At 43.8% G+C, this 23,764-nt stretch carries 20 protein-coding genes and 1 pseudogene; 15 read left to right on the top strand and 6 right to left on the bottom strand.

The window, feature by feature from the left end; translation table 11 throughout:
• Positions 1-240 precede the first annotated feature (240 nt).
• The 10 genes from AC1DE7_RS06325 (at position 241) to glyA (ending at position 10,200) form a co-directional block, all read left to right on the top strand.
• Positions 241-648, top strand: a complete 408-nt coding sequence (locus tag AC1DE7_RS06325; protein WP_076253026.1) for a cupin domain-containing protein — start codon at positions 241-243, stop codon at positions 646-648.
• Positions 649-960: 312 nt separating this feature from the next.
• Complete coding sequence (locus AC1DE7_RS06320; protein WP_477533950.1) at positions 961-1,950, top strand: LacI family DNA-binding transcriptional regulator; 990 nt, start codon at positions 961-963, stop codon at positions 1,948-1,950.
• Positions 1,943-2,821 carry a ribokinase gene (rbsK, locus tag AC1DE7_RS06315; RefSeq protein WP_477533949.1) on the top strand — a complete coding sequence of 293 codons (879 nt, stop codon included), beginning with the start codon at positions 1,943-1,945 and terminating at the stop codon, positions 2,819-2,821. Before AC1DE7_RS06320 ends, rbsK begins: the two co-directional genes overlap by 8 nt.
• On the top strand, positions 2,821-3,222 hold the full coding sequence (gene rbsD, locus AC1DE7_RS06310; protein ID WP_036615977.1) for a D-ribose pyranase: 402 nt from the start codon (positions 2,821-2,823) through the stop codon (positions 3,220-3,222). Before rbsK ends, rbsD begins: the two co-directional genes overlap by 1 nt.
• Positions 3,223-3,236: 14 nt before the next feature.
• Positions 3,237-4,718 (top strand): sugar ABC transporter ATP-binding protein, encoded by a 1,482-nt coding sequence (locus tag AC1DE7_RS06305; RefSeq protein WP_477533948.1) that lies wholly within the window; start codon positions 3,237-3,239, stop codon positions 4,716-4,718.
• Positions 4,719-4,728: 10 nt separating this feature from the next.
• Entirely contained in the window at positions 4,729-5,691 is a 963-nt protein-coding gene (locus tag AC1DE7_RS06300; RefSeq protein WP_413775758.1) for an ABC transporter permease subunit, read from the top strand.
• A 14-nt stretch (positions 5,692-5,705) separates the two neighbouring features.
• Positions 5,706-6,638: a ribose ABC transporter substrate-binding protein RbsB gene (gene rbsB / locus AC1DE7_RS06295; protein ID WP_036615972.1), complete on the top strand. Its 933-nt coding sequence runs from the start codon at positions 5,706-5,708 to the stop codon at positions 6,636-6,638.
• 323 nt (positions 6,639-6,961) lie between these two features.
• Positions 6,962-7,705, top strand: a complete 744-nt coding sequence (locus AC1DE7_RS06290; RefSeq protein WP_477533947.1) for a YggS family pyridoxal phosphate-dependent enzyme — start codon at positions 6,962-6,964, stop codon at positions 7,703-7,705.
• Positions 7,706-7,724: 19 nt separating this feature from the next.
• Positions 7,725-8,930, top strand: coding sequence for a benzoate/H(+) symporter BenE family transporter (locus AC1DE7_RS06285; protein ID WP_315371799.1), 1,206 nt, complete (start codon positions 7,725-7,727; stop codon positions 8,928-8,930).
• A gap of 25 nt (positions 8,931-8,955) precedes the next feature.
• Positions 8,956-10,200: a serine hydroxymethyltransferase gene (gene glyA, locus AC1DE7_RS06280; protein ID WP_477533946.1), complete on the top strand. Its 1,245-nt coding sequence runs from the start codon at positions 8,956-8,958 to the stop codon at positions 10,198-10,200.
• Between the two features lie 96 nt (positions 10,201-10,296).
• Here the strand turns inward: glyA and AC1DE7_RS06275 are convergent, their stop codons facing one another.
• Both AC1DE7_RS06275 and pdxR read right to left on the bottom strand, forming a co-directional pair.
• A complete protein-coding gene (locus AC1DE7_RS06275) occupies positions 10,297-10,917 on the bottom strand; it encodes an NAD(P)-dependent oxidoreductase (protein WP_477533945.1) in 621 nt (206 codons plus the stop codon).
• A 45-nt stretch (positions 10,918-10,962) separates the two neighbouring features.
• On the bottom strand, positions 10,963-12,393 hold the full coding sequence (gene pdxR / locus AC1DE7_RS06270) for a MocR-like pyridoxine biosynthesis transcription factor PdxR (RefSeq protein ID WP_477533944.1): 1,431 nt from the start codon (positions 12,391-12,393) through the stop codon (positions 10,963-10,965).
• Positions 12,394-12,678: 285 nt separating this feature from the next.
• Between pdxR and AC1DE7_RS06265 the strand changes: the two genes are divergently transcribed.
• Entirely contained in the window at positions 12,679-14,784 is a 2,106-nt protein-coding gene (locus tag AC1DE7_RS06265) for a serine hydrolase domain-containing protein (RefSeq protein WP_477533943.1), read from the top strand.
• Positions 14,785-14,866: 82 nt separating this feature from the next.
• Here AC1DE7_RS06265 and AC1DE7_RS06260 read toward each other — a convergent pair.
• Positions 14,867-15,048, bottom strand: a pseudogene (locus tag AC1DE7_RS06260) (ISL3 family transposase); the annotation flags it as partial.
• Positions 15,049-15,579: 531 nt separating this feature from the next.
• Between AC1DE7_RS06260 and AC1DE7_RS06255 the strand changes: the two are divergent.
• From AC1DE7_RS06255 to AC1DE7_RS06240, 4 genes are all read left to right on the top strand, one after another.
• Positions 15,580-16,380 (top strand): hypothetical protein, encoded by an 801-nt coding sequence (locus AC1DE7_RS06255; RefSeq protein ID WP_127548496.1) that lies wholly within the window; start codon positions 15,580-15,582, stop codon positions 16,378-16,380.
• A gap of 1,724 nt (positions 16,381-18,104) precedes the next feature.
• Positions 18,105-19,550 (top strand): amino acid ABC transporter substrate-binding protein/permease, encoded by a 1,446-nt coding sequence (locus AC1DE7_RS06250; RefSeq protein WP_127548498.1) that lies wholly within the window; start codon positions 18,105-18,107, stop codon positions 19,548-19,550.
• Positions 19,543-20,271: an amino acid ABC transporter ATP-binding protein gene (locus AC1DE7_RS06245; RefSeq protein ID WP_036615952.1), complete on the top strand. Its 729-nt coding sequence runs from the start codon at positions 19,543-19,545 to the stop codon at positions 20,269-20,271. The genes AC1DE7_RS06250 and AC1DE7_RS06245 overlap by 8 nt, the downstream gene beginning before the upstream one ends.
• Before the next feature lie 121 nt (positions 20,272-20,392).
• Positions 20,393-20,749, top strand: coding sequence for a hypothetical protein (locus AC1DE7_RS06240; RefSeq protein ID WP_101313750.1), 357 nt, complete (start codon positions 20,393-20,395; stop codon positions 20,747-20,749).
• A gap of 58 nt (positions 20,750-20,807) precedes the next feature.
• Here AC1DE7_RS06240 and AC1DE7_RS06235 read toward each other — a convergent pair whose 3' ends face one another.
• The 3 genes from AC1DE7_RS06235 to AC1DE7_RS06225 all read right to left on the bottom strand — a co-directional run bounded on the left by AC1DE7_RS06235 (position 20,808) and on the right by AC1DE7_RS06225 (position 23,717).
• Positions 20,808-22,088, bottom strand: coding sequence for a glycoside hydrolase family 27 protein (locus AC1DE7_RS06235; protein ID WP_036615947.1), 1,281 nt, complete (start codon positions 22,086-22,088; stop codon positions 20,808-20,810).
• Positions 22,089-22,196: 108 nt separating this feature from the next.
• Complete coding sequence (locus tag AC1DE7_RS06230) at positions 22,197-23,078, bottom strand: AraC family transcriptional regulator (RefSeq protein WP_339286869.1); 882 nt, start codon at positions 23,076-23,078, stop codon at positions 22,197-22,199.
• 27 nt (positions 23,079-23,105) lie between these two features.
• The gene (locus AC1DE7_RS06225) at positions 23,106-23,717 is read right to left on the bottom strand and encodes a TetR/AcrR family transcriptional regulator (RefSeq protein WP_339286871.1); all 612 of its coding nucleotides are present in this window, start codon (positions 23,715-23,717) and stop codon (positions 23,106-23,108) included.
• Positions 23,718-23,764 lie beyond the last annotated feature (47 nt).

Raw genomic sequence — 23,764 nt, 5'->3', positions numbered from 1 at the left:
GTATTCTTCGATCTGTGATAAAAACGATAGTAATCACCATTCTTTCCAGAGAGTAATTGCACAAATGTTGTCTTCTTGCGCCATAAGACACAGATCGAGTTCATTTGATCCTTGCAGAGGCAGTGCAATTACTTTATATTATACACAAATGTGCGATATCGCACGTTTGTGTGTAATCACTTTTAGGTCAACATAGGAGCAGGAAGCATTAATCAATAAGATCACACTGGAGGAAATAAAATGGCTAAACATGAAGAAGTTAAAGATGGAGTGATATTCCCGGTAGGAGAAAAAAACGAAGCATTTTCGCAATATTTCATAGGGCAAAGTTATCTCCAATCCTTGGTTGCTGATCCCAAAGTGAATGTGGGTGTTGGTAATGTAACGTTTGAACCGGGATGCAGAAATAACTGGCATATCCATCGTGGTGGATTTCAGCTGTTGTTAGTGACTGGTGGGGAAGGTTGGTATCAGGAAGAAGGAAAACCTGCCCAATTCCTCAAAGCCGGCGATGTTATTGTGACTCATGATGGTGTAAAACACTGGCATGGGGCCGCTAAAGATAGTTGGTTTGAACACATTGCGATCACTGCGGGTACACCGGAATGGTTGGAACCAGTGACAGATGAAGTATACGGGGAGTTGTAAAATAAACGCTATAAATTGATTTATTCGAAAATGTTATTATCTAATTTGTTAAATTAAAGGCTAATTAAGTTCAGCGAGATTGCTGATTCTTATGTTGATCTGGGTGCCATTACTCTGAGTTTTAATTGAGTGATGGCCTCTTTACGTCTATGAAGTAACGATCTCCCTGACAGGAGAAAACCATGATATAGATGGATTCCAGTACACTTTATGTATACTTGGAGAAATTTCCAGAATGAAAACGCTTGTCAAATTGAAAATAATATGATAATTTAATGTCTGTAACCGGTTACACATAGAGGAGAGCAACTTATGACAACAATTAAAGACGTAGCTCAACTGGCTGGCGTATCTGTTGCCACCGTATCCAGAGTCATTAATGATAGAGGTTATGTTCATGCCGACACACGCAAAAAAGTGGAAGATGCTGTGAAGGCGCTTAACTTTTCGCCAAATGAAGTGGCTCGCTCATTATATAAACGCAAGTCCAAACTGATTGGCCTGTTGTTGCCGGATATCACGAACCCTTACTTCCCGCAGTTGGCCCGCGGCGTAGAGGACCGGATGCAGGAGCAGGATTATAGACTGATATTTGGAAATAGTGATGAGGATGAACAGAAGGAGCAGGATTACATCCAGACGTTTATCCAGAACAACGTAGTCGGTGTGATCTCTTCAACGAACTATCCTCATTCTTCAATATATGAAAAACTGAAGATTCCCGTCGTGTTTCTGGACAGAACTTCACTGGATCGTCCATCCGTGTATGCGGACGGTAGGGAAGGTGGAAGACTAGCTGCAAGGGAGATTATCAAACGCGGCAGTCGCCGGATCACAGTTATGCAGGGACCGTCACAGATCAGACCCGCTCAAGATCGTTTTGAAGGGGCGATTGAAATCATCCGTGATGCTGGGTTAGACTACCGGGTGATCCAGACGACCTCATTTTCAATTAACGAGGCAGGTGTATGGGCTGAAGAATTATTCAGGAATTATGCGGACACAGACGGGGTTATTGCCAGCAATGACATCGCAGCCATGGCAGTACTCCATGAGGCATCACGAATCGGAAGAAAGGTTCCTGATGACGTACAAGTGATTGGTTTTGATGATATTCCGATGAGCAGCCTGTTATCGCCGGCATTGTCCACCATCCGTCAGCCAGCATACGAGATGGGAAGAGAAGCGGCGGGATTACTTATCCAGCTTGTGGAACAAGCTGCAATAGAGAATAAAAACATACAGTTGCCCGTAAGTTTCATCGAACGGGGCACTACGAGAAAGGTGAGATCAGATGGCTAAAATATGTGTAATTGGAAGCAGTTCAATGGATCTGGTTGTTACTTCGTCAAGACGGCCGGGGGCGGGTGAAACCGTTCTTGGCGATAGCTTCAAAACGGTTCCTGGTGGCAAAGGAGCCAATCAGGCTGTTGCCGCTGCACGACTGGGTGCCGAGGTTTCGATGATCGGCCGGGTAGGCGACGATGCTTTTGGCAAAGATATTGTAGAGAACTTTAGAGCAAATGCTGTAAATACGCAAAATGTGAAACCGGTTACACATTTAGAAAGTGGTACGGCTCATATCATTCTGGCAGAAGGTGATAATAGTATCGTAGTGGTTGAAGCGGCGAATCGGGAAGTCACTCCTGCATATGTCGATGAAGCAGCTGAAGTGATCCGCGATGCAGATATCGTATTAATTCAGCAGGAAATTCCGGAGGAAACGGTTGTGCATGTGAGTGCATTGTGTGCAGAATTCGGAACACCGCTGCTGCTTAATCCCGCTCCGGCGAGAACATTGCCGCAAGAAGTGATCGACAATGCCGCATATATCACGCCGAACGAGCATGAAGCCGAGATTTTGTTTCAGGGCATGAGTCCTGCACAGGCATTACGTCAGTATCCTAACAAGTTGTTCATTACGGAGGGCAGTAAAGGTGTACGGTACTTTGATGGCACTGACGAAATTCTAGTCCCAACTTATAAAGTTGAGGCTGTTGATACTACGGGGGCAGGGGATACGTTCAACGCCGCATTTGCAGTTGCTTTGGCTGAAGGAAAAGCGTTGCAAGAGAGTATACGCTTTGCCAATCGGGCTGCATCGTTGTCCGTCACCAAGTTCGGAGCGCAGGGCGGCATGCCGACGCGTGATGAAGTAGAGGAGAGCTTGTAATGAAAAGAAATGGCATGTTGAATAGTCACATTTCCAAGATTTTGTCTGATCTGGGCCATACGGACATGATTGCGATTGCGGATGCAGGTCTGCCGGTACCGGACGGGGTACTCAAAATTGATCTGGCCCTCAAACTGGGAACACCAAGTTTTCGCGAAGTGGTGGAAGCGATCGCTGAAGATATGGTCATTGAGAAAGTCATTGTGGCTGAAGAGATTTGCGAAGGCAATCCCGTAGCGATGCAATTCATCACAGAGAAATTTGGGGTAGAAGCAATCGATGCTTCCGTCAGCCACGAACAATTCAAAGCATTAACACGGCAGGTGAAAGTGGTCATCCGCACAGGTGAAGCCACACCTTATGCCAATTGCATTTTACAATCGGGAGTCCATTTCGGTTAAAAGGAGGTTGCGTAATGCACATTCAGATGCAAGACATTCATAAAGCGTTTGGAACGAATCAGGTGCTGAGCGGAGTGGATTTTGAACTAAAAGATGGTGAAGTTCATGCCCTGATGGGGGAGAATGGAGCCGGCAAATCCACACTGATGAACATCCTGATTGGTCTTCATCAGCGTGATCAGGGAACCATCACCATGGACGGAGAAGAAAACTATTTTGCAAGTCCGAAGGAAGCCGAGAAACTGGGTATCACATTCATACATCAGGAACTGAATGTATGGCCTGAAATGACGGTGCTGGATAATCTCTTTATTGGTAAGGAAATGACATCATCATTCGGATTGCTCAACACAAGACAAATGAAAGCGCTTGCCAAAGAACAGTTCGCCAAGCTTTCCGTAGACATACCACTGGAACGTCCTGCGGGAGAGTGCTCTGTCGGGCAGCAACAGATGATCGAGATTGCCAAAGCGCTAATGACAGATGCCAAGGTCATCATTATGGATGAGCCAACAGCAGCACTTACGGAGCGTGAGATCCAGAAGCTGTTTGGTGTAATCAGCTCGCTGAAGAAGGAAGGCGTATCCATCGTCTATATTTCTCACCGAATGGAGGAGATATTCACGATCTGTGACCGGATTACCATCATGCGTGACGGAAGAACGGTAGACACACAAGCTATTCCGCAGACAAGCTTTGATGAAGTGGTGCGGAAAATGGTAGGTCGTGAACTTACCGAGCGTTATCCTGTCCGGAATCCTTCTTATGGTGAAGTTGTCCTCGAAGTAAGGAATGCAAGTAGCAAAGGTCTATTCGAGAATATTAACTTCACCGTGAGAGCGGGGGAAATACTCGGTTTCTCAGGACTCATGGGTTCTGGACGAACAGAGATCATGAGAACCATCTTTGGTTTGGATACGTTGGATAGCGGTGAAATCTTCATCCGCGGCAAAAAAGCGAACATTCGTAAACCGGCAGATGCAGTGAAACATGGAATCGGGTTTATTACAGAAGACCGCAAGGATGAAGGGCTGGTATTAGACTTCTCTATTCGCGAGAATATGGCGTTGCCAAATCTGTTCAGTTTCTCAAGCAAAGGTTTCATCTCAACTTCAAAAGAACAAGACTTTGTTGATACACTGATCAAACGTCTACAGATCAAAACGCAATCCTCCGAGACGGCGGCAAGGAATCTATCCGGGGGTAACCAGCAGAAGGTGGTTATCGCGAAATGGGTTGGTATCGGACCAAGCGTACTTATCCTGGATGAACCTACCCGCGGAGTGGATGTCGGGGCGAAGCGCGAAATCTATGAATTGATGAATGAACTGACTGACCGCGGCGTTGCAATCATCATGGTATCGTCGGAGCTGCCTGAAGTGCTTGGCATGAGCGACCGGATCGCGGTTGTGCATGAGGGACACATCAGTGGCGAGGTTGCAAGGGAAGTAGCAACACAAGAACACATTATGACATTGGCCACAGGGGGACAGTGATATGACAACAATGCAGGAAAACAAAACGGCTAAAAGCGGATTCCGTTTCTCAAACGTGATACAAAAATTGGGACCGCTGCTTGGCTTAATCATTCTTATTCTCATCGTATCAGTGTTGAATCCAAGTTTCTTGGAACCGCTCAATATCTTGAATTTATTGCGTCAAGTCTCGATTAATGCGCTGATTGCCTTTGGTATGACGTTTGTTATCCTGACGGGTGGAATTGATCTGTCGGTCGGCTCAATCCTGGCTTTATCCAGTGCTTTTGTAGCAAATATGATGTTGTCTGGTCTCGATCCGATCTTGTCCATCATCATTGGTGTAGCACTCGGTGGTGTCATGGGTATGGTGAACGGACTGATGATTACCAAAGGCAGAATGGCTCCGTTTATCGCTACATTGGCAACCATGACGATATTCAGAGGACTGACATTGGTGTACACCAATGGTAATCCAATTACAGGACTCGGGGATAACCTGTTGTTCCAACTGTTTGGCCGCGGTTACCTGCTGGGCATTCCGGTACCTGCAATCACGATGCTGATTACCTTCATGATTCTGTGGATTGTTTTGCATAAAACGGCTTTTGGTCGTAAAACGTACGCCATCGGCGGTAATGAGAAAGCTTCCATTATCTCGGGTATCAAAGTTAATCGCGTGAAAATTATGATCTACTCCCTGACAGGTATGCTCGCTGCTCTGGCAGGTGCAATTCTGACATCGCGTTTGAATTCAGCGCAACCAACGGCAGGTACATCCTACGAGCTGGATGCAATCGCAGCAGTTGTATTGGGTGGTACAAGTCTTGCTGGAGGACGCGGACGCATCGTTGGTACACTGATCGGTGTTCTGATTATCGGCGTGTTGAATAATGGATTGAACTTGCTTGAAGTAAACTCATTTTATCAAATGGTTGTAAAAGGTATCGTCATTGCCATTGCCGTCCTGCTGGACCGCAAGAAAACAGCATAAGGAGAGAAGCGAATATGAAAAAGTGGACTGTAACACTCATAAGTATGCTGATGATCATCGTTCTGGCCGGGTGCTCTCTGGAGCCACCGGAATGGGCGAAACCTAACCCAAACAAAAGTAACGGACAGAAGAAAATAGGTTTGTCGATATCTACACTAAACAATCCATTCTTTGTATCACTGAAGGACGGGGTAATGGCTGAAGCCAAAAAACAGGGAATACAGGTCATCGTGGTGGATGCGCAGAACGATTCGGCCAAACAAACCAATGATGTGGATGATCTCATTCAGCAAGGTGTTAGTGCACTTCTGATTAACCCCGCGGACTCTGCAGCGATCTCCACAGCGGTTCAATCCGCTAATAGTGTGGGCATTCCTGTGATCACGCTGGATCGCTCCGCAGATAAAGGCGAAGTGGCGGCACTAGTGGCATCTGATAACGTTAAAGGTGGACGCATGGCAGCTGAATATTTTGTGGAACAACTGGGTGAGGGAGCAAAAGTCATTGAACTTGAAGGTGTGCCTGGTGCTTCCGCAACAAGAGAACGGGGTAAAGGTTTCCATGAAGTGGCTGACAAGCAACTTGATGTGGTTTCCAAACAATCTGCTGATTTTGATCGGTCCAAAGGATTAAATGTCATGGAGAACTTGCTACAGGGTAATCCTGACGTGCAAGCGGTATTTGCCCATAATGACGAGATGGCACTTGGTGCAATTGAAGCGATTCAAAGCTCAGGTAAAGACATTCCGGTCATCGGATTCGATGGTAATGATGATGCAATCAAATCCATTCAGGATGGGAAATTGACGGCAACAGTCGCTCAGCAGCCTATACTGATTGGCCAATTGGCGCTGCAAGCAGCTCTGGATGTGCTCAGTGGCAAGCAGGTGGAGTCATCGATTCCCGCTGAATTGAAGCTGGTAACGAAGGAAAATGTGAATGAGTAAATCATCATAAAACATGTATCTTCTTGGACATGAACATAGAACTATACCAAGCCGCTAATTTAGCGGCTTTTTTCATTTTGGAAGAAGCGTGCGGGCATCACATCAATCAGATTATTGACTTTTAAAAGCGTATTAAAGGAACCCCAATTGAATTAATGTCTACTTTGTCGTTTTGGACTGTTCCAAAATAGCATTTTTGGATATGTATATCCAATCCATGCGTTGCTATACTAGCATGACGTTCCACACAGTCTTCACAATACATAAGGAGGAGCTAATCTCATTGATTCATTCCTGTTCGGAATAGAAAGAAGGTGGCTGACATGAAACATCTAGTAGAAGAAAATCTTCAATCTGTAAGACAGCAAATGGCATTGGCCTGCCAGGCTTCAGGTCGCAACATAGAGGACATCAAGTTGTTGCTCGCGACCAAAACGGTACCGCTAGAGAAATTACAAATAGCTATTCAAGCAGGTGAGGTCCTGTTTGGAGAAAACAAAGCTCAAGAACTCCGAGACAAATTCCCACTCATGGAACAAAGCAAGCAGGTGGAATGGCATTTTATCGGACATCTGCAAACAAATAAAGTAAGGGACGTAGTTAAATATGTTACTCTCATCCATTCCGTAGATCGTCTGAAACTGGGTCAAGCGTTACATAACCAGCTTCTCAAAGAGAATAAGACCTTAGACATTCTTGTGCAAATTAATACGTCCTACGAAGAAAGTAAATTTGGTGCCTCTCCAGAAACAGCCGTTGAGCTTGTAGAACAGTTGTCTCAATTCGAGACATTAAACGTGAAAGGTTTAATGACCATTGGAAAACTGAATGCGACAAACGAAGAAACACGACATTGTTTTCGATTGTTAAACCAGATCCGTACACAGATTAAAGAGAAAAATATTCCACGCGTAGAAATGGATATTTTATCGATGGGTATGTCTGGTGACTTCCAAGTCGCCATTGAAGAAGGAGCTACAATGATACGTGTAGGGACAAGTGTATTTGGTCAACGCTATTTACCGGACGAGTATTACTGGAATGAAAACACACGCATCGATGATTAAGTGAGAGGTAGTGTTAAATATGAAGACAGCATCCCCTTCGTTACGCGGCCGTGATTTGATATCTCCGGTGATCGCCGCTTTAATATCCGTAATTGTTAATTACGGGGGTACGTTTATCCTTGTTTTTCAAGCTGCAAAAGTGGCTGGTTTAAGCCCGGAAATGACCGCTTCCTGGATTTGGTCCATCTCGATTGGGGTAGGCGTAACGGGAATTTGGCTCAGTTATCGATATAAGGAACCGATTATTACAGCCTGGTCTACACCGGGTGTGGCGTTTCTCGTTTCAGCATTAGCGGTAACCCCTTATCCAGAAGCTATTGGCGCTTACATGATTTCAGCAGTCGGATTTATTATTTTAGGTTTGTCAGGCATGTTTGAACGTTTCGTTCGACTTATTCCCCCAGGCATCGCTTCCGGATTGTTAGCCGGTATTTTACTACAGTTTGGTATTTCGGCCTTTGGAGGGGCGAAGGTAGATCCTTTGCTTGTGATTGTACTGTTTGCAGGCTATATCGTGCTAAGAAGGTTTACTTCCCGTTACGCCATTGTTGGCATATTGGCAATCGGTTTGATTTATTTGATATGCATGGGGAAAACAGACTTCAGTACAATCCAATTGGCTGTAGCATCGCCTGTATTTGTTGTTCCAGCGTTTTCGTTAAACGCCTTACTTGGCGTTGCCTTACCGCTGTTCATTATTACCTTGACGGGGCAGTATATGCCCGGAATGCTTGTTTTGCGTAATGATGGATTCAAGACAAGTGCCAATCCTATTTTAGCTGTAACAGGTTTGGGTTCGCTTCTTGCAGCCCCATTCGGATCACATGCTTTTAATGTGGCAGCTATTACAGCAGCGATTTGTACAGGAAAGGATGCACATGAGGATTCAACCAAACGTTATATTGCAGGTATTGTTTGTGGTGTTTTTTATATTTTTGTCGGCATTTTTGGCGTAACATTGGCTGCTCTGTTTTTGATTCTTCCTGCTACCTTTATTGCAACATTAGCGGGATTAGCCTTACTTGGAACGATCGGTGGCAGTCTTGCCAATGCATTAACGGACCCTAAGGGACGTGAAACTGCATTGATTACGTTTTTGGCGACAGCAGCGAATGTGACTTTGCTTGGTGTGGGTGGTGCATTTTGGGGACTGTTTGCAGGAATGATGGCACATCTACTGATGAATAGTAAATTTCCCAAAAAACAACTTGGAACGAATAAATAACCGTAATATGGAGAGGAAGATGTTCATGAAACATTTGGAGAAGCAAGATAAAGTAATAGGAATGGCTGTCCAGCAAGAGCTTGGAAGGCAGCGGGATAAGATAGAACTGATTGCATCAGAGAATTTTGTAAGTCAAGCTGTGATGGAAGCAACAGGTTCGGTATTGACCAATAAATATGCGGAGGGGTATCCGGGCAGAAGATATTATGGCGGGTGTGAGCATGTCGATACAGTCGAAGAGATAGCAAATAGCCGCCTTAAAGCACTTTTTGGCGCTGAGCATACGAATGTGCAGCCTCACTCCGGTTCTCAGGCCAACATGGCAGTATATTTTGCCTCGGTTGAGATTGGGGACACGATACTTGGCATGAATCTATCCCAAGGTGGTCATCTAACACACGGAAGTACTGTTAATTTTTCAGGTAGGTTTTACAATTTTGTTTCATATGGTGTCGATGCACAGACGGGCCGCATTGACTTTGACGAAGTACGTAAACTTGCTTATAAGTATCGTCCACGCATGATTGTTGCAGGTGGAAGTGCATACCCGCGGACCATTGAGTTTGAATTATTTGCCCAGATTGCCGCCGAAGTGGGAGCTCTTTTCTTTGTAGATATGGCGCATATAGCAGGAATTGTTGCGGCAGGTTTGCATCCTAACCCGATACCACATGCCCATTTTGTTTCAACCACCACACACAAGACCTTACGAGGACCACGAGGGGGAGCCATTTTGTGCCGGGAGCCCTGGGCAAAGGCGATAGACAAAGCTGTATTCCCGGGGACTCAGGGCGGGCCATTCATGCACGTTATCGCGGGGAAAGCGGTGGCATTAGGCGAGGCATTGCAAACCGAGTTCACAACATATATTGAAGGTGTTCTGAATAACGCCAACGTATTGGCAGAAACTTTAATGAATGAAGGACTTATCCTTGTATCGGGAGGAACAGATAATCATATCGTGTTGGTTGACTTACGAACTATGGGCCTTACAGGCAAAGAAGCCGAAGCTTTACTGGATGAAGTAGGGATTACGGCCAATAAAAATGCAATTCCTCACGATACGGCAAGTCCTTTGGTTACAAGCGGTATTCGTTTTGGAACTCCGGCTATGACTTCAAGAGGGCTTGGAGCCAGGGAAATGAAAGAAATTGCTCAGCTGATAGGGCTTGCTTTTAAAAATCCAAAGAACTCGGATGTGAAAAATCAAATATTAGGTAGTGTCCGTGAAATCACTTCGCAATTTCCTCTATATGAAGGGCTTAAATAGTTCAACAGCAGACACAAATAGAGCCTGCAATTGTTCCTAATGGATAACAATTGCAGGCTCGTAATGTGCTTGTTTATCTTGAAACTTAAGACAGCCCTAGTAGGCTATACCTACACGAGACTGTACATACTCATCAGACATTAATTGCTGATAAGCAAACTCCGCAGTATCGATTACAGATATAGAAGTTCCACCGTCAGGCAAATAGTCGCGCTCAACCCGGTACTTACCAAGAGATTCTCCATCAAATAAGTAGGTAGGACACACGATGGTCCATTCTAACTCTGAAGCCTTCAGAATGTTGTACATCTCCAGATGCTCTTCAGCTGCTCGCGTGGACTTACGTTTGGACTCAGGGGATTGAAAACGAAGCAAGCCAGGATCCGTTCGACTTTCCAATATTCCTGCGGTACCAATGGTAATGATTCTTTTGATACGCTCCTGAGCCATAACCTCAACAATATGTCCCATGGATTGCGATAATGTAGTTGTTCCATCGGTACTTAAGGAACTAACAACGAGATCCACACCCTGTATGGCGTGATGAATATCCTCTTTGACTAAAGCGTTTCCTTGATGTAGAACGAAATTGTCATCGTTGATTTGTACCTTTTCCGGGCTTCTAACCAGTGCAGTTACATGATGATTGGAACGTAGGGCATTGGAGACGAAATGACCTCCAACCCGTCCGGTGGCTCCTAACACTAAAATTTTCATTACAAAAAACATCCTTTCGAATCCGATTGGAGAGCATGTTCTCCATCATAATACAATCTTTGCAAGCCGATGTATGCCTTCCTCAATCTGCTCCTCATCCACTTTCGCAAAACCTAATATCCATCCTTTTCGATGACTCTCCAAGCAATATCTACTAAGCGGATACACGCGTACACCTTGATCAAGAGCAGCATTTGTCACCGCTTCTTCGTCAAATGACGTTTCAGATTCTAGAAGCATATGTAATCCCGTTTCCACACCACTTAATGTAAATCGTGAGCCTAGCCCAGAAGCAACAATGGCTTTGGTCATGACTTCGTGTCTGCGTCGATATATGTTCCGAACTCTTCTCATATGGCGCATAAAATGACCACGCTCAATAAAATGAGTTAGCGTTAATTGTTCCATAATCGGCAGATGACGATAGGTTAATTCATGAACTTGGGTAAGGCGATCGATGGCTATTTTGGGGCCGATGATAGCGGATAGTCGAATGCCAGGTGCAACCATTTTGGAAAAACTCATCATATAAAGCGTATTCTGAGGTTGCTGACTAAATATAGTTGGAAGTGGATCTCCACGGTACCTAAATTCGCTATCGTAGTCATCCTCAACAATCCAATATCGATGATGAGCTGCCAAGTGCATCAATTGTTGCCTGCGTGGCTCCGACATAATAACACCAACGGCGCATTGATGAGAAGGTGTGACAAATACGAGTTTCGTCTGTGGGTGAATATGATCTACACATAATCCATACTCATCAACCGGAACGGGATCGACTTGCATCCGGCGGTATTTCATCGCCATCCAAGCGGCAGGGAAGCCGGGATCTTCAACCGAAACTCTGTCTCCCTCACTTAAGAGAGCCTGGGCAATTAAATCAATGCTATGTTGTGCACCTGAGGTTAACAAGATTTGATCAACATCGATATGAATGCCTCGTTCAAGTGACAAATAACGTTGAATCTGCTCTCTTAACGCCAATAACCCTCTGGCATCACCATAAGCCCAAAGATCCAGATTGGGTTCAGTAGAAGCTTGTAAAAAAGATTGCCTCCAGGCTTTTGTGAAACTTTCATCCAGATAAGGCTCGTGGGGATTAAAATCAATTTCTATTTTGCGATTGTCTCTATTGCCAAACCAACTATGCAGATGACCAATCGATTCGTTTAGTGTAGGCAGATCGGGCGGAATAGGCCCTTGCATCGAGACGCCTTCTGATGAACGAGGTGCATATGTCCAATCACTAACTCTTGTCCCGGCTCGTCGGGAGGTTACCGTATACCCTCGGCTGAATAATTCCTCGTACACAATCTGTATGGTTGAGCGTGAAACACCAATTAATTGAGCAAGTTCACGTGAAGGGAGTAGCAGTTCGCCTGGTTGCCATTTCCCGGTTGTGATATTATGGATCGCTTGATCCAAAAGTTGCTGCCAGATCGGGCGTTGGTCATTCCGATTAACTTTTAGCATTGCTTCAACTCCATTACTCATGGTGAATTATGGATTGCATTTATTTATGTGCTTAGCCATCTTACTGGCACTCCATTGATTGATATACCATTATAGCAAAAGTTTAATTTGCAAACAAAACAAAGCTGAACTAAAGCGATTTTTACCGTGTGTCCAACCTATTTGGGTTGGTCCTGCTTGGTTCATACTCGATTCATATTCAAGCCACAGACAGTTCATCTTCTTCGGTTACACTACGGGAGTACGAACACAGAGATTCCTAATCCATAGACTAGACAGGAGAAGATGAGATTGACACGAAAGAAACGAACGTCTATCGCCGCCATAACTTTGGTGTTTGCAATGATGTCCCCAATGTCGGCCATGGCCACACCCGCTACCAGTAACGGTAGTAGCTCTACGTATGATCTAACTAAAAAGGCAGTAAGTGCAAAGGCCAAGGTACTCACTGAATCATACGCTACGACAAGTGTGCAGTACGCACTGATGGATGAGGGTGAGATTGTGATCTCCGGTCAGACAGGCAAAAGCGACCTGAAAAACAACATCCAGCTTTCTTCAGATACCATGTATGGCATTGGTTCAACCAGCAAAATGATGCTCACAACCGCCGTAATGAAGCTAGTGGACCAGGGCAAGATCGATCTTGATGAGCCTGTCGTGAAGTATATTGCGGACTTTAAAATGAAAGACAAGCGTTACCAACAGATTACACCACGCATGTTACTGAATCATTCATCCGGACTTCTAGGAACGTCAAGTAACAGTGCAATACTGTTTGGAGATAATGATACCTATGCACATGATACGTTACTGGAACAATTGGCGACGCAACATCTGAAGGCCGATCCTGGCGCATACTCGGTGTATAGTAATGACGGTTTTACATTAGCTGAAATTCTGGTTGAGTGGGTCAGCGGCATGGACTTCACAACTTTCATGCACCGGTACATAACTGAACCCCTTGGTATGGAGCATACCAAAACACCGCAGGATATTGTGGACTTCAGCCAGATGGCAGCAACATATGCCCCTTCGGATGAGGAGCAACTCCCATTAGAGACTACAAATATGATTGCCTCGGGAGGCATCTATTCCACCGCTGAAGATCTGGTTCAGTTCTCGAAAATCTTTACAGGTGAGGTTGAAGGTGTTCTTTCGGTGGAATCCGTAGAGGCCATGGAGCAAGAAGAATACAAGAGAGGCATGTGGCCAGAAGAAGGCGATTCGTCCATTGGTTACGGCCTAGGCTGGGACAGCGTGAACCTGTTTCCTTTTAATGATTACGGCATCCAGGCAGTAAGCAAAGGTGGCAATACAATAACCTATCATTCCTCCTTGATTGTGTTACCGGAATATAATATGGCTGCTGCCGTAACCTCTTCGGGTGGTCATAGCTCAACGGATCAATTGCTGGCAACTGAGCTGTTGCTTGGCGCGCTTGAGGAGAAGAATATCATTCCAGATCGTAAGCCGGAGAAGTCGCATGATGCACCTGTGAAAACAACTATGCCAACAGAACTTTCACAGCATACAGGCATGTACGCTGGTGGGGCAAACATGTTAATGAAGCTGGACGTAAAAGATGATGGGCAATTAACGTTATCTAATCTGTCGTCTCCTAACAATCCTGCTCAGACCTATACGTACACCCCTGATGGCTCATTTGTTAATGATGCGGCTACGGAAAAGCTGAAGTTCGTTCAGGAAGTCAATGGGAACACATATTTGTGGTCTCGCTCGTATCAGTCTGTTCCTGGGCTTGGGCAAGTTGCTTCCTCTGAATATAAGGCAGAAAAGCTTGAAACCAATGAATTGTCGGAAGAAGTAAAGGCCGCATGGCAGAAACGGGAAGGCAAAGCGTATGTGTTAGTCAATGAAAAATACACATCAACACTGTACAACGCAGCGATGCCGATGATTCCCATTCATACTTTTAATGAGCTACCGGGTTATGTCTATACGAATAAAATCGTTGGAGCTAACCAAGCTGTGAACCAATTGCAAATTCCTGGATTAGCGGGCCGTGACACGATGGAGTTTAATTTCTATGAGGAAAATGGCGTGGAATATGTTACAGCTGGAGGCAACGTTTATGCTGCTCAAGACATCATCAAACCGATCTATGCGGGAAAACAATCAAAGACAACGATTCAGGCGAATGGTCATGCCACATGGTATTCGATTCCAGCATCAGCAGCAGGTAAAGAAATGACGGTCAAGATGTCTGCAAACAACGGATTTGCTGTATATAACCAAGCTGGCATAGGCATTAATCATACAGTGGTCAGTGGACAAAACGAAATTGTATTGCCTGAGAACGGAACTATTGTATTCGCGGGTGAAGCTGGTTCGAAGTTCGAGATTGTATTGACAACCAGAGCAAATTAATAGATGTCAAACAGTGCAAACTATACGTTTAAAAATCAACTTCAAAACTAGCGGTTGAAACTTTAACAGGCTAAACGATCTAGGCTTTAATACAATTATGATGCCCTTCGACCGTAACATTGGTCCAGCGGCAACGGTGATAATTAATGATCTCGTCTTCCCAATTTTGCATTGTCAAGGCGCTTCTCACGGCCAGGTGCGCGATCCCCTCCCATACTGACAACTTATGATAAACCCAAGCTTAGCCATCTGAAAATTTGGCGAGTACTCATTGCGGCCGTCCCGCTTCACAGCTGTTCTGTCAGTGAGAGAACCTTATGAAGTTGTATCTCTGATAATCCGTGTAGTTTATTGATATACTGGTGGGCATCTGACATATCCTTTTCATGTGGTCGAATGTAGGATTTACAACATTACAGGATGTGTAGATCTTTTGTTTTATTTATATTCTTCTATTTCCTTTTTTTGTTTTTTAACAGCAAATTTTATTTTGTTGAGTCCAATTTTTAGACAAGACCTTATGACCGTCCAGTCACCTTTACACGTGAGAGTAAACATATCCTGTAGATTTCTGAAGTGCAAGATTCCAGTGCTTCCTATTTCATTACTAACTGTTTCATTTCCAGCACAAGTTACTAAGGAAAAAGTAGTAGGACAAAAGTGCTGAATTATAATTTCTTTTATGAAATCCCTTATTACAATTAATTTAATTAATAAATTTTTACTATATTAACCCATTTATAATTGTGTTACCATAAAGATGGGAATAAAAATCCAAATTCTAGGAGGACAACAATGAGAAAAAGTAAAATACTCTTCAGTTTTTCTTTGACAACACTTATTTTTTTCAGTTCAGTTACTGGAGCATTTGCTTCAACTTCTGAAGTACAATCGATTCCAGATAAACTACCAGTGCCAGAAGGATATGAAATTATTCAAGATTTCAAACCAAAAAAGGAAAGTGGAGATGGCAACCTAAAAATTGAAGCTGAAGTCTCTGCATCACCAATGAAATTCGGAATTCAATCTACTGTTTCAGAAGACTATGATTATAAAATAATAGAAAGTACAACTCAGCATTATCAAGATTCAATAAACTTCGAAACAAACGATACTCTATCACAGTACCGAACTGATGTCACTTTAGCTGCAGTTAATCGCCAAATGGGAGGTAACGTTTCTGACGCAAATCAATTGATAAAAGTTACGGTTACCACATTTTATCATGAAGTTACAAAAGGTCTGCAAACTTTTGTAGGTTTAGATAAAGTTTATTATAGATATGATAAAGGAAACAAATACGATAGCTCTAAAGTTTTTTATGGTAATCAATATGGTGGTGAATTGATTCAAACTGGACCAGGGATTAATGGTCGTGCAGTAATGGAAAGAGACGCACTCATTCATGTTATTGAGAAAATTACCTTGGGCAAGACTTATATGAGACAGCCATTTCCAAATGTGGATGAAGTTCTTGTAGGTGGGTTACTTATGGAAATGGGAGTTAAAACGCAATCCAGATGGTATGATCACAACACCAACCTTTTGTTTAATCTTGATCTAAATACATTGATTCAAGGAAGAATAACGCCTTAGTTATTATGGTGAGCAAGGATAACTCCCTGCTCACCATTTTTATAATTATATATAGGGTCATTAATTGTCGCTGTTACCGTGCGGGTATTTTGATTTGTAACCAGTATCGTGTAGGCGATAAAAGTTTCAATCGCTAATTTTGGCGTTGGGCCCATTTTAAAACTACATATGTACTTTTTAGATTCAAAAACAGTATGTTGCATAAACTTCATATAATAAATTATTAATATTATTTTGATGCCCGAAACGAGTAAAACAACAGGTTCTTAAGAGCAAGTAATTAACTTAATTTGGTATTTTATTGTAACCCATTATCGAAACCTCATGACCTTGAGAAATCGTTCGATTTCCCGTAGTGACTTGAGTTGACGAACTCCATTTTGTAGGGCACAAGCATTTAAGCAAATTCAAACTTGATTTCAGACCGCATGTTCTTGTTCACTATAGAACCGTTCTGCTTGATCCAACGTAAAATGTCTCGAGCTTTCAACGGTTACGATAAAGGCCCTGTTTCTTCCTCCGTCAAGTCGAAGCGATTGGTTAGAATACGAACAGCTTTTCCAGTTAAATCTGTCGTTTGAATGAGTCTAAACACCATCGTGATCTGCTTCTTTCCTTAACCAAGTTTCACTATGTGGTCTCTTGTCATAAGTGATGATTCTAGCATTTAAAACACACCCAAAGAATCGATGATGGCGTTATCCTTGAGGAAGGCAACATAGAAAATGAAACCCAGGCTGTATTGACTGTACTTGGCGTATTCTAAATATCCGCGATCGAAGAGGTAGGTTACATGCGTTTCATCGTTAAACGAATCCATTTCTGTACGATCGACCGGTTTGGCTGAAACCAGGACGGCGTCTCTGGATTGAAGGCAACTGGATCACAAAAGGCAAAACGTAAATGCATCTTTTTTTTCGTTACTCCGGCCACTTCTATTTGCTTAAACTAAGGCTCACCGTTGTGGATCGAACAGTTTTACATTCTCGATCTGAGAAAAATCCAGCAACTCTGCTTCAAGATCTGACTGACGAGATCGATCACTGAACAATTGCTGAAGCAGTTCTAGCGAAACCTTGTTATTTTCCGGGAAAGCTAGGAGGTGCTTATGGAATCAATTCTAAGTTCACTGTGGAACTTTTATGATGCTGAATATTGGTCACAATATATCGTAAACCCCGAAGCTGAGCATCAATAAAAATGAGAAGATAGGCTAAGGAGCTAAGCTTCTTGACATATATATCGTCACCACATTGAAGTGTCGAATGGAAAATTATTCTTTGATTTAAGGAAGCTGTCCATTTACCAAATGACGAAAAAAGTGTATCCTTGCCGATGCGAGATCTCCTATAGTTAAGAATTTGGACAGAATTACCTGATCCCCTAATCAGGGAGATTTTTTATGGAGTAAAGTCTTATTTTTTAACAGCAATTATCGAACAATTTATATATTTTGTGATTGATAATTTTATGCAACGCTAATTAATTCAAAATGTAATATTGGGTTTCGTAAAGCTTACCTAAGGGGTAAGTATAAGAGACATTTAATTATTGGAAAAAAATGATGGAGGAAAATGTTGCAAGTGGAAAGGCAAAGCATTGATTGTTAATATACAGTAAATAATAACAATCAAATGGGCAGAAGATCGACAAAAAGCATAACCGTAATACCGATTCTAAAGAAAATAATGATTATTCGGACAACGCCGAGACGGGGAGGACACATGAAAACAACGAAGATCTCATTTTTTATACTTTCACTGATGCTGCTCCTGATGAGCAGTCTTTCAGGATGGGCGGGGAATGCCGCTGCAGCATCCGATTCCGGTAAAACCTATGTTATCGGAACCGATATCGTATTCGCTCCATTTGAATATGAAGATGAGAATGGTAATTATGTAGGAATCGATATAGATTTGCTAGATGCCATCGCCAAAGATCAAAATTTCAAGTATCAAATCAAATCCCTGGGATTTAACGCGGCTGTACAGGCACTTGAGGCCAATCAGGTCGATGGTGTAATCGCAGGGATGAGTATTACGGATGAAAGAAAAGCAAAATTTGATTTCTCAGAGCCATATTATGATTCAGGCGTAGTTATGGGAATTAGCGCAAATAATGATACCGTTAAAAGTTACGAAGATCTTCGTGGTAAAAAGGTCGCTGTAAAAACGGGAACAGAAGGGTACAGCTTTGCTGAATCCATCGCCTCAAAGTATGGGTTTACGATTGTTCCATTCGACGAATCATATCAAATGTATGATGATGTAATGACTGGTAATTCGGTGGCCTGTTTTGAAGATGAACCCGTTCTAAGATATGGGGTAAAACAAAATAACGGATTGAAAATTGTTACCGACAAAGAGGACGGGGCTTCCTACGGATTTGCGGTAAGTAAGGGTAAAAATCAGGAACTTCTGGAGATGTTCAATGCGGGTCTTGTAAATATCAAAGCTAATGGTGAGTACAAGCGCATTATCGAAGAATATGTTGGAGAGAACGCCCAAGTCGCAAATCTGGGGCGTTGGGAGCTAATTCAGAAATCCCTTCCCTCACTTTTGAAAGGTCTGGGGAAAACACTCTTATATACGATTGTGTCCCTGTTCTTCGCGTTTATCATCGGTCTGATTTTCGGATTCATGAAGGTTGGACAGAACAAATTCCTGCGTGTTGTTGCCACCGTATTTGTGGATATCTTCCGCGGTATTCCGCTGATTGTCCTGGCATTCTTTATCTATTTTGGGATTCCACAGGCGATGGGCTTCACGATGCCATTGTTCCTGGCGGCTATTCTGACACTTAGTCTGAATGCAGGGGCGTACGTAACCGAGATTATCCGAGGCGGGATTCAATCGATTGATCGTGGTCAGATGGAAGCTGCCCGTTCATTGGGCATTCCTTATCGCAAAGCGATGATAAAGATCGTTATTCCACAGGCAGTGCGGGTTATGATTCCGTCCTTCATTAACCAGATGGTTATCACGTTGAAGGATACGTCAATCTTATCCGTTATTGGTCTCGTAGAGTTGACACAATCGGGTAAAATTGTTATTGCAAGAACGTTCTCCTCTTTTGACATTTGGTTAACGGTTGCGGTTATGTACCTGATTGTCATCATCACATTGACCAAAATTGCTGATTATCTGGAGGTGAAGATTCGTCGTGGCTAAAATAAAAGTTGAAGGTTTGAAGAAAAGTTTCGGCTCGAATCAGGTCCTCAAGGGAATTGATGTGGCGGTCAATGAAGGAGAAGTTGTCTGTGTCATCGGGCCTTCCGGTTCGGGAAAAAGTACCTTCTTGCGCTGCATTAACCAATTAGATGTGATTACGGCAGGCCGGGTTATTGTGGATGATCAGGATCTGAATGACCCTAAAACCAACCTGAACAAAGCTCGCGAAAATATTGGAATGGTATTTCAACATTTTAACTTGTTCCCTCATTTTAGTGTGCTTAAAAACATCATGTTTGCGCCCAGAGAACTCGGGATATTAAATGCACAGCAGGCTCGTGATACAGCACTCAAATTACTTGAGCGTGTGGGTCTGTCTGATAAAGCAGAGAGCTTCCCAACACAACTGTCAGGTGGACAAAAACAACGTGTAGCTATCGCTCGTGCGCTTGCTATGAATCCGGATGTTATGTTATTTGATGAACCGACGTCGGCGCTTGACCCTGAGATGGTAGGAGAAGTTCTCGGTGTTATGAAGGACCTCGCGAGCGAAGGCATGACGATGATGATTGTTACCCATGAGATGGGTTTTGCTCGTGAAGTAGCTGATCGTGTGATCTTCATGGACGGTGGTTATATTGTCGAGCAGGGCACTCCTGAAGAGATATTTGGAAATCCGAAGAATGAACGGACGATCAGCTTTTTGGAAAAGGTACTCTAGCACTGAATCGAGAATGAATACATTGAAAGTCGCTATTTTAGCGGCTTTTTTTGTTATATTTATGAGGTGATTTAATAGAAAGACCGAACAAACTAAGCCAAGAAAGTGAGGTCTATACTCCATGGAAAACGTGTCACAAGAAGATCAACTGCAATCCATTAAAGCCTTTCAATCAACCATCCGCAAATCGGAAAATGCCTTAGTGAATATGACTCAGAAAAGGAATAACACAACATTGTTACAGAAACGTCTCCAAGCTTTATACATCGGCCTAGCACTGTTGGAAAAGGTATGGAATCAGAAATCTCATCCCTACACGGAGGAAGATATCGCAGAAGCTCGTCTTGTCTTGATGGGATTGTTCCCATCTCTAGAGAGCATGTATGCCAATTCCAAAGAAGGTAGCCCACAAAAGACTCTTCTAGAAAGAAGAATTAAAGCATTTCATCTGGCCGTTCAAGCCATGGATACATACTGATGAAATGAGAGAGAGGTCTGTCTAATGAACGATAGACCTCTCTTTTTCTTTTGCAAGCTTAGGAAAACCGATAGAGACGCACACCGTGCACAGGTACAGTAGTAACTAAGGAATTCTCTGTTAATTGAGCTGCTTCTTGACTCCACAATTCGGTACCTTCGGTAATGCCGGACAGTCCGACCTCATCAATGGACAGATCCACAGGTAGAGCATTCTCGCCGATGTTGAACACAGCGACGTAAGAGGAACCATCCGTATGCTGGGCAGTCCACACAATAAGATCTTCTTTGCGTAAGGCTTCTCTGGCTCCGTAACTCTCGCGATGCATTCGCAGAACCTCACGATTAGTTAGCAGGGATAGTGTCCAGTCATCGTTATCTCGCAGTTCACCACCAAAGATGAGCGGGGAACGGAAGATGCTCCACAGTGACATCATCGTCAACTGCTCGTCAGGTGTGAACCGAGTCCAGCGATCTGCTCCACCACCGTCTACAGAACGGATACCGATATGACCCAAAGGCAACATATCACAGTCTGGCCAGCAGCCTGCTTTGGGAACGCTCTGCCACGTCCGGCAGCGGTCGAACATATCCAATAACAATGGCCAGAGGTCCCAGAAGTCGTCCGTGACACGCCACATGTTGGCATGATCAGCCAAGAATTCTGAGTATTCTACTGGAGCAGGGCCAGGAGAGAGACTTAGTACCATGGGCCGACCGGAGCGCTCAATCGCTTTGGATATCATTTCGATCTCAGGCTGATGGGTGTCATAGAGCCTTGAAGCAGCAATATCGTCAACCTTCACCAAGTCAACGCCCCATTGTGCATACAGTTCAAAAAGCGAATCGTAGTAGGCTTGTGCGCCTTCTTTTGAGCTATCAACACCATACATATCTGTATTCCACGGACAGATGGAGTTAGGATGAGCAATATCGCGCGCAGTGGCGGTTGTTCCCAGAATCGGAGTAGCCGCATGTGCAGCTTGACGTGGAATACCACGCATGATGTGAATGCCGAATTGCAGCCCCAGACTATGAACGTAGTCGGCTAATGGCTTGAATCCCTGTCCACCTGCAGCGGAGGGAAACCGATTCTCGGCAGGCATAAGTCGCGAATATTCATCCATGATGAGTGGAACGAACGGACGATATTGCGAAGAATTGGCCAAAGGCTCGTACCATTGAATGTCGACCGTAATATAGCTCCAGCCGAAGTCTTTAAGATGTTCTGCCATGTACTCGGCGTTGCCACGAATTTCGTCTTCCGTAACGGCTGCGCCGTAACAATCCCAGCTGTTCCAGCCAAGCGGTGGAGTTGATGCTGCAAGTGTATGATTCATGGGAATGCTCCTTTATGGATTAATTATTGCTCTTGCTCAATTCATCATAATAAAGGATTTTATTAATATCTACAGTAATGTTGAGTGTCGAATAGCAAAATATTGCGGTTAGTCGAAGAACAATTTACGGTACACAAGGCTTTCTCCGCCACTACGAAATTCACCTGGCGTAACGCCTGTTATGCTGCGAAAGGCTTTGATAAAATAACTTCCGCTGGAATACCCGACTTGCTCGGCGATGACTTCAATGCTAAGAGAAGTTCCGCGTAGCAGTTCCATTGCTTTCTCGGTACGTACACGGGTTAGATAAGAACCAGGCGTCAAGCCCGTACTGGAGGAAAAGCGACGTATAAAGTGATATTTGGAAAGGGAAATATGCTCCGCTAGGTGATCGATACTGATCATCTTGGAGTAGTTGTTTTCTATGTATTCAACGGCTATTTGAATGTTTTCAGACCAATTCTCCCTGTTGCGCAATGTTGTTCTCTGTAATCGCGTTAATTCTGTCATGAACTGATATACGCTGGATGATGCGATCAGAGGATCAGTTATTCTGCCTGTTGCCGCATCAGTCACGATCATCCGCAACAGTCGGATGGGTGTACAATCAGCGGGAAGATAGGGAACTTCTCCCGCTTCACGAAGAAATTTTCTCCAATGGGGCAGAATAAGAGTGGGTCTGAACAGCAGGAACAGAAACTCCCAAGGCTCTTTTGATGCTGAATGGTAGTAATAGCGATGTAGCCCTGGAATTTCTGCCAAAAAAGCTTGTCCTGCGGTAACATGATGGATGCGATTATTCGACTCAAATACACCTTCACCCGAGATTGTATATTGGAATAACAGGAGAGGCCCGTCCGAACGTTCGAGTCCATCCCAATGATAAGAAGGATCGGTTATTGAATCACATCCAGCCGCATACAGTACACACAGTTGGAGCTCCTTGTCTTCCGCGAATCGAAACCCATAGGTTCCTCTAGGGATATTCATGTCAGCTCTCCTTGTTGCCCTGAATTTTTACTGCGCTCCGCGAATGAAAATATCTACTAGCTTTTGGCCCAATGAAAGATTGGAACCATATTTATGCAGGTTATCTTCCCGGTTACCCATTAACATCAATGTCGAGAAAGTCTCTGCGAGGAAAAATGGATCGTCCGTTCGCAGTCTGTTTTCATCCATTGCCCGTTGGAAATGGGAGGCTAACACTTCATGAATCTGATGCTCCGCGTTGCGTATATCCTGAATTTGAGCTGGTTCAAGAAAAGGCTCAGCTTCTCTGAGCATGGTTTCAATCTCCGCATGTGGATTGCCCAGTCTGGCCTCTGCCAATCGCACAAGTCCCGACTCCAGATTCTCGGCCTGATCAAGGATATGCGAGGTTAAACGGCTCACATTGTGTAACATCGTTGTAAAGGCAACATTAAAAAGCTCTGGTTTGCTGGTGAAATGATAATAAATGGTTGGTTTTGATACGCTACATGTTTTGCCAATCTGCTGAAGCGTGACTGTTTCGTAGCCATACTCCATGAATAACTGTGAAGCAGTTTGAATAATGGTTTGCTGAATTGAGATATCGTCGTTGCCATGTTTGGGTCTTCCAGGCAATCGTTTGGGTGATTTTTCTGTCATTGGACTTCCCTCCATGAATATTTTATGACAAATAACGATAGTAAGCA

It is taken from the genome of Paenibacillus sp. 10L310, assembly GCF_056395745.1.
Note: the sequence above shows the minus strand (reverse complement) of the source record. Positions and strands in the feature narration are given on the sequence as shown.